A 14,460-nucleotide genomic window follows, 5' to 3' on the forward strand; every position below is an offset into this window, starting at 1 on the left:
CCAGATCAAGGCTGGGCTCCCATACCGGAAGGCGGCACTCTGATCAAAGACTGATCCTTGACCCGTTCAATCGTCTCAACCTCAAAAGTCACTCCAGCCATTCGTAAGGCCTGAGTGACGGCTTCTGCCGGCGCCGATGGATCGGCACCAGACAACTTGATGGTGATGCGATAAGGCTGCGGGATAACAGGGTTACTAGCCAACTCTGGCTTCTGCTCAACCTGTCTCGATGTCTGAGGATTAGCAGCTTCCGGGTTGCTCACGTCCTGATCAGGAACTCTTGAGTCAGATAAAGAGTTCGTGGGTTCTGGATCACTGGAAACAGGTGCGACAGGCACAGGCTCCTGCGTGGGAGCATCAAAACTGTTCGCAAGTTCCTGACCAAACGGCGTATTGGCACAGGACTGCAACATCAACATAAGCAGCGGAACACACAGGCTTAACCCATCAGCAATTAAGCCCCTTGCACTCACCTTGAGCATCAAACCTCACCAGGCTTGATGACCCGAACAGCACTGGCTCGCAACCGACCTGTCTTTGTAGTAGCAGGAGGTTTACGAGTTTTTGGTTTACTTGCGGCGGTTTTTTTGCTGGTTGTTGAAGTGCTCTTTTTGCGTCGACTTGTCTTCTTACTTAAAGCCTTGGCAGCCAATAGCTCCACTGCTACATCAAGAGAAATGTCGTCGACACCCTTCCCTTCAGGTAACGAGGCATTGAGCTTGCCCTGCTTGACATACAAGCCATAGGGACCGTCAAAAACCTGTACCTTCTCCTCACTGCCCTCCGGGATGCCAAGGTCTTTCAACGCAGTCCGGCCGCCCCTGCCCCGCTTGGGCATCGCCAAAAGCTCTAGTGCACGGCTCAGCCCCACTGCCAACACGTCATCCTCCCCCTTAAGGGAGCGATAGTCCTTCTCTCCCTTGCTCTTATCCCAGACCACATAGGGTCCGAAGCGACCCAAACCCGCCTGAATGCGTCCACCATCGGGATGCTCTCCCAGTAAGCGCGGCAGACGCAGTAAGCCCAGTGCCTCATCAAGGCTGAGCTCATCAGGCTTCTTGCCTTTGGGCAAGGATGCCCGCTTCGGCTTGGGGTTGTCCTCACCCACCTGGCCTCGCTGCACATAAGGCCCGTACTGACCAAAAAGGAGGTAAACCTGATCACCTGTTTCCGGGTCTTCCCCAATCGATTCCGGGCCATCAGCTTTCTGCTTGAGAATCAGCTCGGCTTTCTCTGCATCAAGATCTGCAGGGGTGATCTCTTGAGGGAGGGTGGCCTTAAGCGATTCCTCCTCGCCGTCATCACCCACTCGTTTGGCTTCCAGATAGGCCCCAAAACGACCGATGCGCACCACACAGGGCAATCCCTCCAGATCCACAGTGCGAGACACACTGGAGTCGATGTCACCTTCACGCTGCTGAACCTGACTCTCAAGGCCCTGTTCGCCCTTGTAGAACCCTTCGAGATAAGGCAACCACTGCACCTTGCCCGTGGAAATCTCATCAAGCGTGAATTCCATCCGAGCCGTAAAGCTGGTATCGACAAGATCGGGGAAATGCTCCTCTAGAAGAGCGGTTACAGCAAAAGCAGTGAAACTGGGAGTAAGGGAGTTGTTTTGCAATGCTGCATAACCCCGATCAACGATGGTGCCGATGATGCTGGCGTAGGTTGAAGGCCTGCCAATGCCCTCCTTCTCGAGCATCTTCACCAGTGAAGCCTCGCTATAGCGAGCCGGCGGCTGAGTCTGGTGACCGAGGGCCTCCACATCCTGCAGCGTGGGCGAATCGTCGACAGCTAAATCAGGCAGCAAAACTTCCTGGCCTTCCAAGGCAGCGTCTGGATCATCACTGCCCTCCACGTAAGCGCGAAAGAAACCTGGGAAATCAATGCGCTTACCCGTGGCCCGAAATTTGGCATCAGCCACACGAAGATCAACCGCCAGCATGGTGAGTCGAGCCTCGGCCATCTGGCTGGCCACTGTTCGCTTCCAAATCAACTCATATAGGGCCATGTCGCGCCCTTCAAGTCCAGATCCACTTGGGGAACGGAAGCTTTCACCCGCTGGTCGTATCGCTTCGTGAGCCTCCTGGGCATTGCGTGACTTAGTGCTGAACTGACGTGGAGTTTTGCTCAGATAATCGTCGCCATAACGTGACCCCACGCAGCTCCGAGCAGCCTGAATAGCCTGATCGGATAGATGCACAGAGTCAGTTCGCATATAGGTGATGAAGCCACGCTCATACAGCCCCTGGGCACACCGCATCGTTTCCCTGGCCGAAAACCGCAACTTGCGATTTGCCTCCTGCTGCAAAGTGCTTGTCGTGAAAGGAGGCACCGGTTTACGTACCGTTGGCTTCTCTTCCACCGCCTCAACCCGCCACTGACTGCTTCGAACGGACTCGGAAAGAGTGCGCGCATCTGATTCGCCAAGCAGACGAACATTTCTGCCAGCCTTTAAAGCACCTGTCGTTTCATCGAAATCACTGCCGGTAGCGATCTTCTGGCCAGCCAGACTGGTGAGCCTTGCCTCAAATTGACCACCACCCTTATCAAGTTTGGCCTTTAGGTCCCAGTAGCTGCCGCTACGGAAAGCCCTACGGGCACGTTCACGCTGCACAAGCAACCGCACTGCTACGGACTGCACCCGACCGGCGGAGAGTCCCCATGCCACCTTCTTCCACAACAGAGGCGAAAGCGTGTAGCCCACCAAACGGTCAAGAATCCGTCGCGTCTCCTGGGCATGTACCAGCTCCATGTCGAGATCTCTGGGCTGATCAAGAGCCTTCGCAATGGCTTCTTTGGTGATCTCGTGAAACACCATCCGCTTGACAGGCACTTTGGGAGCCAACAGCTGCAGCAAATGCCAACTGATGCTTTCGCCCTCTCGATCTTCGTCAGTTGCCAACAACAGCTGATCAGCCTCCTTCAAAGCTGCCTTCAGCTCCTTGACCACCTTCTTTTTGTCCTTAGGAACCACATAAAGAGGTTCGAAATCCGCGGTGGTGTTCACGCCAAGGTTGGCCCATTTCTGCCCCTTTTGGGCCGCAGGGATCTCACTGGCGTTGTTAGGCAAGTCGCGCACATGGCCCATGGAGGCCTCCACACGGAAGTCCTTGGGCAGAAACCCTCGAATGGTTCTCGCCTTGGTAGGGCTTTCGACAATGACCAGAGTGTTCGCCACAGACGAGATGTAACCGTTCCAATCTTTATCGCACCGACAAGCGAGCTGCATGATGCGATGTTCTCAATAAGGTATAGCAAGGCAGCACAGCTACAGTCACGCAAATTGGTCTGATCGTGCACGCGTCATGCCCGACATGGGTGTATTTCTTCTCGCCACCCAGGCCGTGGCACCTCCAGGGGAGCTGCTCAACCTTGCACTCAATGCGGGTGCGATTGCCCCTGAAGGGGCTGTTCTCGTCGCAATGCTGGCGACCCTACTTGTGGACTTGGCCGGCGAGCAGGCTGCAGCCCGCTGGGTACCCCCCATTTGTTATGCCGGCCTTGGCACAGCACTCGTGCTCCTCGCCCAGCAATGGAATGCCCCTCTGGAACCCTCGTTCCTTGGAGCTTTTCTGGCTGACAACCTGGCCATTTCCTTTCGGGCCGTGGTGGCGCTCTCGACATTGTTGTCACTACTGATCAGCTGGCGCTACGCGGAACAGAGCGGCACGCCAATTGGTGAATATGCCGCCATCCTTCTGGCCGCAACCCTCGGGGCAATGCTCCTTTGCGGCTCAACTGATCTTGTGAGCGTGTTCGTCTCCCTCGAGACCCTCTCCGTGGCGAGCTACCTACTGGCTGGCTACATGAAACGAGATGCCCGCAGTTCCGAAGCAGCACTCAAATATTTGCTGGTGGGCTCCGCCGCCGCCGCAGTTTTTCTCTACGGCGCCTCTCTTCTCTACGGGCTCAGCGGTACCACCAGCTTGCAGGCTATTGGCCTTGCTTTACTCACCAGCCCTACTCCACTGGCCGCACTATCACTGGTCTTCGTACTTGCCACGGTGGCCTTCAAAATTGCTGCGGTGCCTTTCCACCAATGGACCCCGGATGTCTATGAAGGATCGCCAACTCCAGTCGTCGCATTCCTCTCAGTGGGATCTAAAGCTGCTGGCTTTGCTCTTGCACTGAGGTTGCTGGTTGGTTGCTTCGGTGCCTTCGACAACCAATGGAAATTGCTTTTCACCGTGCTTGCTGTGTTGAGCATGACCCTAGGCAACGTCGTCGCGCTGGCGCAGACATCAATGAAGCGAATGCTGGCTTACAGCTCCATCGGCCAGGCAGGATTCGTGATGATTGGCCTGGTGTGCGGAACCGAAGACGGCTTCGCTGCAATGGTTCTCTATATGGCGGCCTATCTATTCATGAACCTTGGAGCCTTTGCCTGCATCATCCTCTTTTCCATCCGCACGGGAAGTGATCGAATTTCTGACTATGCAGGTCTCTATCAGAAGGATCCGTTGATAACGCTGGGACTCAGCCTATGCCTTCTTTCCTTGGGTGGCATACCTCCGATGCTCGGATTTTTTGGCAAGATCTACCTTTTCTTTGCTGGCTGGGCCGACCATCAATACCTCCTCGTCGTTGTTGGCCTAGTGACCTCCGTAGTTTCGATTTATTACTACATCTCTGTCATCAAAATGATGGTGGTCAAAGAACCAAAAGAAGCGTCCGATGTCGTTAAGTCCTATCCATCGATCAAGTGGTCAACGATTGGCATGCCTCCACTTCGAATAGCACTAGTGGGTTGCGTTGTTGTAACAGCCGTTGGGGGGATTCTTTCAAATCCTCTCTTTCAATGGGCTAATAATGCCGTAGCCGGCACGCCGCTTCTCCAGGAAGCCATTGCTCTAGGCAGCCAAAGATCCATTGGCTAATCCAACGGCAAGCAGCACACCCGTCGCCGTGCTGAGCGATGTTAGCAAGCTTTACGGACAAGGAGCTGGAACAGTAAAAGCTCTAGACCATCTCAATCTGATCGTGTATCAAGGGGATTATTTAGCCGTGATGGGTGCGAGCGGCTCTGGCAAGAGCACAGCCATGAACATTCTCGGTTGCCTGGATCGTCCCACCAGCGGCAGCTATCGGCTCAACGGGGTAGCGGTCGAAGATCTCGATGATGACGCTCTGGCGAATCTGCGCAATCAAGAACTGGGCTTTGTTTTTCAGCAGTTTCACCTACTCCCTCAGGCCACAGCCCTGGAGAATGTAATGCTGCCAATGATCTATGCCGGGGTGCCTGCTGCCCAGCGAAGAGAGCAAGCTAAACAAGCTCTCGAGCGCGTAGGTCTCAGCAAACAAATAGGAAACCGCCCCAATCAACTCTCGGGAGGTCAGCAGCAGCGTGTTGCAATTGCCCGAGCAATTATCAACCAACCAGCTCTATTGCTAGCTGATGAACCTACTGGTGCTCTCGACTCAAGAACCACAGAAGATGTTCTCAACCTTTTCGATGAGTTGCATCATCAGGGGATCACTCTGGTCTTGGTCACCCACGAAAACGATGTTTCCGAAAGGGCCGACCGAATGGCGCGCTTCCACGATGGTCAAGTCGTTCGGGACTGGAGCGCTGAGCTGGCTACTACTGATATCAGATCAACAAAAGAATGAACCAAACCGATTCCCCTAATCGCATCGAAATATCTGGTAAGACCCAGCCTCTTACCGTGGCCATAGTGGATGACGATCCCAGAGTTCGTGAATTGCTCAAGGAGGAAATTCAAGACGAAGGTCATCACGTCTTGAGCTTTGAATCGGCCGAAACCTTTCTTGAGAACAGCTCTTTGGAGAGCATTGATTTAGTTCTGCTGGACCTGATGATGCCAGGTATGAATGGGCTTGAATGCCTGCAGCAACTGCATCAACAAGCTTGCCATGTCAAATTGCCGAGGATTGTTGTTGTATCCGCCCTCAGTGACCCAAGCAAACAGCGCCAGGCCCTCGAGGCCGGTGCTGAAAGCTATGTCATCAAACCCGACCTCTTCGAGAGACTTCCCACCCTCCTAAATGGATCCACACCCTGAAGGAGGGGCCCACGAATAACCATTGATTGCACAAGGTCTGGATCCAGACAAACTGCTTAAGTAGGCACCAGGTTGATTGCATGAATGACTAACGCATCATCACCGAGAACCAGAGTCCTATTGGTGGATGATGAACCGAGGCTGACAGAACTTCTACGCCTAGAGCTTGATGTTGAGGGTTATGAGGTCAGCGTGGCGGAGGACGGCGCCTCAGGGTTGATCAAAGCTCGCAGTGATCCATCACCAAACCTCATCATTCTTGATTGGAACCTTCCCGATTTCACAGGTGTCGATATCTGTCAACGTATTCGTTCTAGTGGCATTAAGACACCGATCTTGATGCTCACAGGTCATGACGATGTCACCGATCGCGTCAAGGCTCTGGATGCTGGAGTTGATGACTATCTAACCAAACCCTTCTCCATTGAAGAGCTCATGGCCAGATTACGAGCCATGCAACGCAGAGCAGAGCAATTCTCAGGAGGCTCTGGCATCGAGCATCAACCAGAGACCATACAAGTGGCGGACTTAAAGATGAACACCAGCACCAGGGATGTAACGCGCGACAATCGCACGATTCAACTTTCCGTAAAAGAATATGAGTTACTATATTTTCTGATGAATGGCGCAGGAAAAGTTCACGAACGTGACGCCATTATGAAAGCTGTATGGGGAGAGGACTTCTTCGGAGATGACAATCTTCTAGACGTTTACATCCGCTATCTGCGCCAAAAGATTGAACAAAAAGGTACTGCTACTTTGATTCACACAGTTCGCGGGGTTGGCTTCATCCTTCGAGAAGAATAATACATGCAAATTGCCTTCAGCTTTTATAATGAAAATATCTTAAGCCATATTTTTACGAAGAAGGACTTCATTTCCTCAGTGCCTTTTCACAAAGACCTTTTTCTTTATATAAGACTTAGGCATTGTATCCGCAGAACAAATCTTCCTGCTTCCAGCCATTATTCTCTAAAACCGATTGGCATGGAAAACTTTCAATCGGTCGCATTAAAAATGCACCTCTTAAGAGGTGCATAAAGATCAATCTTATCCTTTATTAAAGCGTGTTGAATATCAAATTATCGAGCTTCATTTAGAGACGGAATCGCAGGCCACCCTCAACTCCTAACGCTCCCAAAGCATCAGTATTAATATTATCAATTTATTTGGGGCAGAGCCCAACCATCAACAACTTAGACAAAGACATCAACTCCTTCAGAAGCTTCGTAAGCAACACCAATACCTCCACCGAAAGTCCCCCGCTACATCGTTAGCCATGCATCCCCAAGTTGGACCACCAGCAGCGTAAAGGCAAGGCGTCCAATTCGAATTAGCGGGAATATCTAGAGCCAAACCTAAACCGACTCTCTAAAAATAGTTATTCATATTAGAGTCATATTTAAGGCCACCTACGCTGAAGCTGCCTATATCAGGTCATCTATGGACAGACATGTCAGCCCGGATAGACCTAAATCTTATCTAATACCTATGCCGCCAACCAAGACATTACGTTCAGCAGCAGATACACTTTGACCATGAAGATCTCCATCCACTGTTTTAACCAAGTTAGTTCCAAGCCCTATTTGGATGCAAGAACCTAATTGGGATCCACTTGCCTGTTATTCCTGTGCAATAACAGGTTGAGCTGAGTCTGTCAGAAGAGAGATAGCTTCATTGCCGTCATTGGCAATGAAGCTATGATTATATTTTTCAATTTAGAATAAATGAATTTTCGATCATAAGTGCTCATCTTGCACTTTTCTCATTTCTATAATTTATTATAGAAATGCATGACTTATTCGGGCTCTTGAATGGCATTTGACTGTTTGGTTTTGCCCAAATTGCATTCTCAATACTCAAAATTCTTCCATCGGGAGAGATCAAAAGATTTCTTTTTTCCTTCACGAAGCAAGGTGTTAATTGATTAAGGCCGTTCGAGGCTCTCGATCAACTGACCGACCAACAGCGAAACAGGGTCGACACCTGAAGCAATGAGTGGATTGAGATCCAACTCACCGGGATCCATCGCAACCCAACCGCCACCCTGAGGGCGTCTCAATTCGAAATGGAGATGTGGTCCAGTGCTTAAGCCGGTACTACCAACCCGACCAATCACCTCCCCTTGACGAACCCGCTGACCCGGCCGCAGATAAATCTCTGAAAGGTGCCCATAAAGCGTGCGCCTGCGAGGAGCATCATGTTCCAGTTCAACAGCAATGCCATAGCCCCCAGCTAGGCCGCTACTGACAACAGTTCCCGTTAATGCAGCCACCACCGGAGCACCTTCTGGTGCGGCTAGGTCTTTACCCGCATGCATCAACCAATGGCCAATCACAGGATGCAAACGCATGCCGAATTCACTACTGGTAAAAGCCCCACCAATGATCGGGAAAAGAAGCTGACGATCTCCATTCCCTTGCAGAGGCTTGGGCCTCGGAGTCACCGCAAACACTGAAGCCAAGCTGAAGCCACTCCCAGAGCCTGCCAACAATGCCGAAACCGGAACCGTAAGCGGCGGCAATGGCCGACCGCCAGGGCCACGGCGCAGCAAGCTGAACTGGGAACGACCTCGACGGCCCCTAGACCGCAGAGCAACGCCACTGGCACATTCCTTGGCTGACAGAGCACCACTCCGACAGGCCTGCTGCATCCGAGGCACATCGATCGTCAAACCCACCGCATGCCCCTCCAACTGTCGGCGTTCCGCTGAAGTGATCACCTTGTTGCGCTCCAGCTCTTCAAGAGATTGATCAAACCTTTGCGGCCGCTCAAGCTGACTAGCCTCACGCGCAGGCAACAACGGTGCTTGCCGAACCGCTTGAGCAACAGGATCCATTGGCTTGGCAAGGACAGGCACTGAAAGCAGCCATGCAGCAGCGAACCAGCGAAACGGCACCCGATCGGATCCTCAGACGAGAAAAACTATAGAAAAATCCAATTCAGTTATCACCAACGTGTCCAGCGCATGGTCCGAGAACCCTGGCTCAGCAAAAGCGACCCATCCAGTCCCAGTCCGATCACGTCCCAGAGTTCACCACCCTTCGGATCACGAACCTGCTTTGTCCAGAGGCGTCGCTCAGCTTCGGCGCAAACCCAATCCGCTCGACCAGCCAAATCCATAGTTCGATCAAGAGCGCATAGCACTTCTGCCATCCAGACCAAAGGCTGACACTGGCCTGATCGAAGCAACTCATCTAAGGCAATCCCTTCTCTGGGCACACGGTTGCAAACATTCAGGCCAAGACCAATGCGTGCCAGCCTGACGCGATTGCCACGGTGCACCAATCTCGGCAAGAGACCAGCCAATTTACGGTTCCCCACCATCAAATCGTTAGGCCACTTGATACTCACGGGCACTCCCCGCCGCTCGAGCCTTTCAGCCAGCGCCACAGCCACTGCTATTCCAAAAATACCGGCAGAGCACTGAGCATCAAACCAGGGCAAAGCGGCACTGATCCAAACCCCACCGATCGGTGACTGCCAGACCCGACCACGCTGTCCCCTCCCATGGGTCTGGCGATCAGCAAACAAGGCCCGAGGCTGCTGAGCTGAACAAGGCTGCTGCTTCAGCCAACCAGACAACATCAACTCAGTACTCGCACAGACCGGCTGCCATCGCAACTGCCATGGCCTAGCCCCGCAAGACTGCCTACGCCACAAACGGGCAACCGCAGCAGCACCAGTCCATGAGTCAGATGTGCGCATGCCACCAAGGCCACATCCGGGCAACTGCCGCCTCCAAATCTTCCACCGGATGGACCAGGGCCAGGCGAAGCCAACCATCCCCGCCGGAGCCAAAACCTGATCCAGGCGTCAAGGCAACTCCAGTCTGATCCAAAAGATCTGCCGCCAAAGTCTCATCGTTGTAGTTCTGCTGTTTTGCCCAGGCTGGAATCGGCAACCAAAGATAAAGCGCCATTGATGGACAAGGAGCATGCCAACCCAATGCGTGGAGAGCTGCCAGGGTCCTGTCTCTGCGCTCCCGGTAAACCCCAAGAATCTCTTGAGGCCAATCTTGGGCATCGGTAAGGGCGGCTATGGCGCCTCTCTGTAACGCCAAGGATTGGTTGAAATCCACGACACCCTTGAGCTCACGTAGGGCTGTAATCAAATGTTCAGCACCAATCGCAAAGGCCAATCGGAACCCCCCCAAGCACCAGGCCTTGGAGAAGGAGAAAAACTCAATCCCGCATTCCCTCCAACCAGGACAACGCAACAGAGCTGGCGCCTCACCGTCCAGTGCCAAATCCACATAAGGATTGTCGTGAGCAACCACCACTTGATGACGGATGCCCCGATCCATGGCTTCCGCCAACCAGCTCTGTTCTCCTACCTGGGCTGTGGGGTTATGAGGAAACCCAAAAACCATCATCCGCAACTGGTCCCACTGACTGTTGCTTAAAGCCTTGAAGTCAGGTCGCCATTCCTGCTCCGGTCGTAGCAGCAGTCGTTCAATACGGGCATCGGCCAAAATCAACCCACCCCGATGTGAGGGATAGGCAGGATCCAGAATCAAGGCAGAATCCCCAGGATCCAAAACTGCCAAAGGCAGGTGGGCCGTTCCCTCCTGTGAACCGACCAACAACAACACTTCCCGATCTGGATCAACGCTGACACCGAAGCGCCTCTGACTCCACGCAGCGACCGCCTCCCGAAAGGGCCTCGTCGAAGCATGCAAGCAATAGGAAGAGCTCTCAGGTGCCCTTAGAGCAACTTCAATAGCCTCAAGTGCCACCGCTGGAGGTGATAAGTCTGTGGACCCCAGTGACAAATCCAGCAGAGGCAAACTTTGAGGGCCTGCGTTAGCCAAGCGATAAGCCTGCTTACGGCGGTCATTGCGGTCAAAAACGCCACGACCCAATCTGCCTAGACGCCTTGAAGTCGCCATCAACGGAAAGCTAAAACTGTGTTTTGGTGATCGGTTACTACATCAAATAAGCAGCCGTTAAGAACTCCGCAAAGGAGGCAAGACATCTTGCAGCACAATGATCTGCCGATGAAATCCATCCCCTTTCAGAGCTTGTCGATGGCGCGCTTCAGTTCCTCCAACTCAGCATCCACCTCAGCCACCTTGACAGCCTCTACCTCTGGGCCATTGGCATCCTTACTCTCCTCAAGTGAAGACGTCTCCGCGGCGGGCAAAGCCACTGCCTCAGCCCCCCCCTCAAGACGCTGACGAAGAGCAGATAGTTCATCATCGACATCATTTCCACCTTCCAAAGCAGCAAACTGACTCTCAAGATCAGCACCGGCGAGCTCAGCGGCAGCCTGACTACTGGCTTCCAAGGCCTGGACCTTGTCTTCCATACGATCAAAGGCCGCCATTGCAGAGTTAGTGCCAAGATTGCCCACAGCGCTCTGTAATTGCTGCTGGGCCTTTGCCGCCTGTGCTCTGGCCTTGAGCATGTCCTTCTTGGTTCTGGCCTCGGCGATCTTGCCCTCAAGAGCCACTAGGCTCCGCTTGAGAGTCTCCACCTGCCCTTCCTGCCCTTTGAGCTGGTTGGTGAGCGCCGTAGAAGATTCCTGGAAACCCTTACGACGAGTAAGGGCTTCCTTCGCGAGATCCTCCTCACCCTTCTGAAGAGCCAGCTCAGCACGTTCGTACCAGGTTCTAACTTGACCCTCAGCCTGATCAGCCTGATTGCGAAGCCGCTTCTGACTGGCGATGGCCATAGCAACAGCCTGTCGCAACTTGACCAAATCGGCTTGCATGTCTGCAACCGATTGATCAAGGATCTTGACGGGATCCTCGGCCTTACTCACGAGATCGTTGAGATTGGCACGTAATAAGCGGCTTAACCGGTCAAAGAAGCCCATCGAGGCATTGAAAAGACCTCTCGGAGGCTAGCGAGCTGGAGCCAAGACTCCACTTAGGCTTTTGAGATGGCCATAGCTCCTGATCAGCAACGCAAACGGCTTGGTCGAGGAGAAGTGCTGCAAGAAGCGCCTCCCGCCCCAGTCACAGCCCTCTGCAACTGCCTTGAATCCATTAAGCGTGACTGGAAGCGACAAGGCTCCATGGCTGGTCTCTGGCAAGAATGGCCCCGACTGGCAGGCCCCCTGCTTGCCCCTCACTGCCGCCCACTCAACGTTCGCCAAGGGGTTTTGATCATCGGCGCCAGCCATCCTCAGTGGAGGCAGGCCCTGCTCTATAACCGCCCCCAACTCTTGGCAGCCCTGCGTGCCGCGGGCCATGACATCAAAGATCTCCGCATTCAACAACACCACCCCGGAAACACCCCAAAGCTGGAAAGTGAAGCCAGCATCTGGGCACGACATCCAAGCAGAATTGATGTTCATGGAATGGCCGCCTGTCAGGCCTGCGGTAGTCCTGCTCCAGCTGGAGAAATGGCCCTCTGGGGACGATGTGGTTTCTGTAGAAGACTTCAACTTGCTGACCCGCCCCAATCGGAGACCAGCGCTTAAATCCTGCTCACGCACCATGCAAGACGTCTTGCTCGCATGGTGGTCCAAAAGCAAATGACAAGAGCAGGCCGAAGCACCCACTTCATCCTGCAATGAAGACAACCAAAACATCAGAAACGCTCAGGTCGTGGTTGCCGCCAATCAGTTTGGAACCCTTCAGATTTGAGCTGATTCGCTCGCTTCTCAAGAGTCCGACGATCCAACCGCCAAACCCTATAGATCCCGAACTTGCCAAGCAGCTCAGGTTGAAGGTCCTGCCAATGCCTCCGCTGCGTTGTGCCCTGATCAATCACCACGAGAGCGGTTGAAGATCCCATGGGCCCCTCAATAGGCAGACCTGACCATCCACTGCGCTCTTCTTCTCGTAATCGATCATCCAGGTTCACTAACGCCCCCGCAGAGCGCCCCTCATAAACCACCACCTGATCGGTGTAGAAGTGAAGGGAAGGTTTGATTGCCCCAACCATCACCAAGGGTTCTCGAGACTTCTGAGAAGCGACCAACAGATGAGCAACTTGCCTTACAGGCAACTGGCGCACCTTGTCACCCAACGCCCACATCGGTAAGAACGAAAACAATTGGAAAGCAACCAATGGCCCTTGAAGGGCCAGCAATCGCCCAGGCCGTGGCCGCCAAGCCAACCAGATCCCAAGTAGCACCGAAAGACTGCAAAAAACTGCTGCCCTGAGTACAAGACGACTAGCCAGCAGTTCTGCCGCAAGGGTGGGCATCTCCGGGTCATAAATCCATTCAACCCAGAACGGTGAAGCCCACAGCCCTGCCGCTAACAATCCCGCCAAAACAACTGATCCGCCCCATGCCCAAACAAGACCTGGTCGCTGTTGAGGGGAAACACTTGCGGCCAATCCAATCAACAACGCGGCCGCCGGTGTCGCAGGCAACCAATAACTTGGCAATTTTGTGGCAGCGCAAGTGAATAGAAGCAACACAGCTAGCAGCCAACAGGCCGCAAAACTCTGCAGAGATCCCTCAGGCTCTGTCTGGCAAAGCGCACCGCCCTTCCTGACTGGAACGAAGGCCTGCAACAGCCCAAGGATCAGCAAGGGGGTAAATGGCAGGGACGCAACCACCAAGACAGGCCCGAAAAACCACCAAGGCTGCAGGTGACTATTGACTACTGATGTGAAGCGTTGAAGGTTGTGATAGCCGAAGAAGCTATCCCAAAAAGGTTGTCCCTCCACAAGCAATTCCGCCACATACCAAGGCAGGCTGATCAGGGCAGTAATCAACAAACCAGGCAGAGGGCGCAACCGCTGCCAAAGGCTGGCCAGATTCCACTGCAGCAAAGCAAATAGAACAAGCACCATGCCAGTCAGCACGACAGCCGCTGGTCCTTTGGTCAGCACTGCTAAACCCAAAACAAGCCAGGCCAACCACCATGGCTGGGTACTCGGGGCAGCAAAGCGGCGCCACTGCAGAAGCAAACTCACCCCCAAGGTGCTGCAAAACAAGGCATCGCTAACAGCAACCCGACTCCAGACCATAACCAGTGGCGAAAGAGCAAAGGCCAAGGCCACCGCAACACCTGTTCGGCGTGGACAAGCGTCATCCTTCTGGGGCCAACACATCACAGTGTCACCAAGGGCCAGCATCATCAAGACAGATGCAAGAGCAGAAGGAAGACGTGCCGCCCATGTCCCTAATGGGTCCCAAACCTCATGGCCGGGCAAGGCATAAACCAACCCCATTAGCCAATACACCAGAGGAGGCTTGTCGAAGCGAGGCAGACCATTAACCCTCGGCGTCAGCCAATCTCCTGTAGTACTCATGGCACGACCTGCCGCGGCAAAGAGAGGCGGGGTTTCATCAACCAAACCAGAGTCTCCTAACTGCCAAAGGCAGAGAGCTACCCCAAACGCCAGGATCAGCAGCAGGCCTCGACGCCGTTGAAGAGGAGACAGCAACACCGTCGCAGCAAACGTCAGCACCATCTAGTGATGGTGGCATTCCTGGCTATGTTCCTGAGCAGACCCAATATCTTCAG

The 14,460-nt window shown here is 53.7% G+C and carries 12 protein-coding genes; 5 read left to right on the top strand and 7 right to left on the bottom strand.

Annotation, left to right across the window (positions count from 1 at the left end):
- Positions 1 to 5 precede the first annotated feature (5 nt).
- Both AKG35_RS07205 and topA read right to left on the bottom strand, forming a co-directional pair.
- Positions 6 to 482 (bottom strand): hypothetical protein, encoded by a 477-nt coding sequence (locus AKG35_RS07205; protein WP_011130720.1) that lies wholly within the window; start codon positions 480 to 482, stop codon positions 6 to 8.
- A complete protein-coding gene (gene topA / locus AKG35_RS07210) occupies positions 482 to 3,232 on the bottom strand; it encodes a type I DNA topoisomerase (protein WP_011130721.1) in 2,751 nt (916 codons plus the stop codon). Before topA ends, AKG35_RS07205 begins: the two co-directional genes overlap by 1 nt.
- A 76-nt stretch (positions 3,233 to 3,308) precedes the next feature.
- Between topA and AKG35_RS07215 the strand changes: the two genes are divergently transcribed.
- The 4 genes from AKG35_RS07215 to AKG35_RS07230 all read left to right on the top strand — a co-directional run bounded on the left by AKG35_RS07215 (position 3,309) and on the right by AKG35_RS07230 (position 6,833).
- Positions 3,309 to 4,880, top strand: a complete 1,572-nt coding sequence (locus tag AKG35_RS07215; protein WP_011130722.1) for an NAD(P)H-quinone oxidoreductase subunit N — start codon at positions 3,309 to 3,311, stop codon at positions 4,878 to 4,880.
- On the top strand, positions 4,873 to 5,613 hold the full coding sequence (locus AKG35_RS07220; RefSeq protein WP_041384520.1) for an ABC transporter ATP-binding protein: 741 nt from the start codon (positions 4,873 to 4,875) through the stop codon (positions 5,611 to 5,613). Before AKG35_RS07215 ends, AKG35_RS07220 begins: the two co-directional genes overlap by 8 nt.
- Positions 5,610 to 6,026: a response regulator gene (locus tag AKG35_RS07225; protein ID WP_011130724.1), complete on the top strand. Its 417-nt coding sequence runs from the start codon at positions 5,610 to 5,612 to the stop codon at positions 6,024 to 6,026. Before AKG35_RS07220 ends, AKG35_RS07225 begins: the two co-directional genes overlap by 4 nt.
- An 84-nt stretch (positions 6,027 to 6,110) precedes the next feature.
- Positions 6,111 to 6,833 carry a response regulator transcription factor gene (locus AKG35_RS07230; RefSeq protein ID WP_011130725.1) on the top strand — a complete coding sequence of 241 codons (723 nt, stop codon included), beginning with the start codon at positions 6,111 to 6,113 and terminating at the stop codon, positions 6,831 to 6,833.
- Between the two features lie 1,120 nt (positions 6,834 to 7,953).
- Here the strand turns inward: AKG35_RS07230 and AKG35_RS07235 are convergent.
- From AKG35_RS07235 to AKG35_RS07250, 4 genes are all read right to left on the bottom strand, one after another.
- Entirely contained in the window at positions 7,954 to 8,925 is a 972-nt protein-coding gene (locus AKG35_RS07235; protein WP_011130726.1) for a M23 family metallopeptidase, read from the bottom strand.
- 50 nt (positions 8,926 to 8,975) lie between these two features.
- On the bottom strand, positions 8,976 to 9,734 hold the full coding sequence (locus AKG35_RS07240) for a biotin--[acetyl-CoA-carboxylase] ligase (protein WP_041384523.1): 759 nt from the start codon (positions 9,732 to 9,734) through the stop codon (positions 8,976 to 8,978).
- On the bottom strand, positions 9,721 to 10,917 hold the full coding sequence (locus tag AKG35_RS07245) for an aminotransferase class I/II-fold pyridoxal phosphate-dependent enzyme (RefSeq protein WP_011130728.1): 1,197 nt from the start codon (positions 10,915 to 10,917) through the stop codon (positions 9,721 to 9,723). Before AKG35_RS07245 ends, AKG35_RS07240 begins: the two co-directional genes overlap by 14 nt.
- Positions 10,918 to 11,042: 125 nt before the next feature.
- Positions 11,043 to 11,846, bottom strand: coding sequence for a PspA/IM30 family protein (locus tag AKG35_RS07250; protein WP_011130729.1), 804 nt, complete (start codon positions 11,844 to 11,846; stop codon positions 11,043 to 11,045).
- Between the two features lie 66 nt (positions 11,847 to 11,912).
- Here AKG35_RS07250 and AKG35_RS07255 point away from each other — a divergent pair, with 66 nt between their 5' ends.
- On the top strand, positions 11,913 to 12,455 hold the full coding sequence (locus AKG35_RS07255; protein WP_011130730.1) for a DUF721 domain-containing protein: 543 nt from the start codon (positions 11,913 to 11,915) through the stop codon (positions 12,453 to 12,455).
- Between the two features lie 110 nt (positions 12,456 to 12,565).
- On the opposite strand, the gene AKG35_RS07260 is transcribed toward AKG35_RS07255, so the two are convergent.
- A complete protein-coding gene (locus AKG35_RS07260; RefSeq protein WP_011130731.1) occupies positions 12,566 to 14,407 on the bottom strand; it encodes an ArnT family glycosyltransferase in 1,842 nt (613 codons plus the stop codon).
- Positions 14,408 to 14,460: the final 53 nt, after the last annotated feature.

Origin of the sequence: Prochlorococcus marinus str. MIT 9313 (assembly GCF_000011485.1) — a bacterium.
In the GTDB taxonomy this organism is placed as follows: Bacteria; Cyanobacteriota; Cyanobacteriia; order PCC-6307; family Cyanobiaceae; genus Prochlorococcus; species Prochlorococcus marinus_D.

Coding starts and splice junctions, on each gene's coding strand:
- AKG35_RS07205 (WP_011130720.1), bottom strand. CDS start 482: ATGCTCAAGGTGAGTGCAAGGGGCTTAATTGCTGATGGGTTAAGCCTG.
- topA (WP_011130721.1), bottom strand. CDS start 3,232: ATGCAGCTCGCTTGTCGGTGCGATAAAGATTGGAACGGTTACATCTCG.
- AKG35_RS07215 (WP_011130722.1), top strand. CDS start 3,309: ATGCCCGACATGGGTGTATTTCTTCTCGCCACCCAGGCCGTGGCACCT.
- AKG35_RS07225 (WP_011130724.1), top strand. CDS start 5,610: ATGAACCAAACCGATTCCCCTAATCGCATCGAAATATCTGGTAAGACC.
- AKG35_RS07230 (WP_011130725.1), top strand. CDS start 6,111: ATGACTAACGCATCATCACCGAGAACCAGAGTCCTATTGGTGGATGAT.
- AKG35_RS07240 (WP_041384523.1), bottom strand. CDS start 9,734: ATGCGCACATCTGACTCATGGACTGGTGCTGCTGCGGTTGCCCGTTTG.
- AKG35_RS07245 (WP_011130728.1), bottom strand. CDS start 10,917: ATGGCGACTTCAAGGCGTCTAGGCAGATTGGGTCGTGGCGTTTTTGAC.
- AKG35_RS07250 (WP_011130729.1), bottom strand. CDS start 11,846: ATGGGCTTCTTTGACCGGTTAAGCCGCTTATTACGTGCCAATCTCAAC.
- AKG35_RS07255 (WP_011130730.1), top strand. CDS start 11,913: ATGGCCATAGCTCCTGATCAGCAACGCAAACGGCTTGGTCGAGGAGAA.
- AKG35_RS07260 (WP_011130731.1), bottom strand. CDS start 14,407: ATGGTGCTGACGTTTGCTGCGACGGTGTTGCTGTCTCCTCTTCAACGG.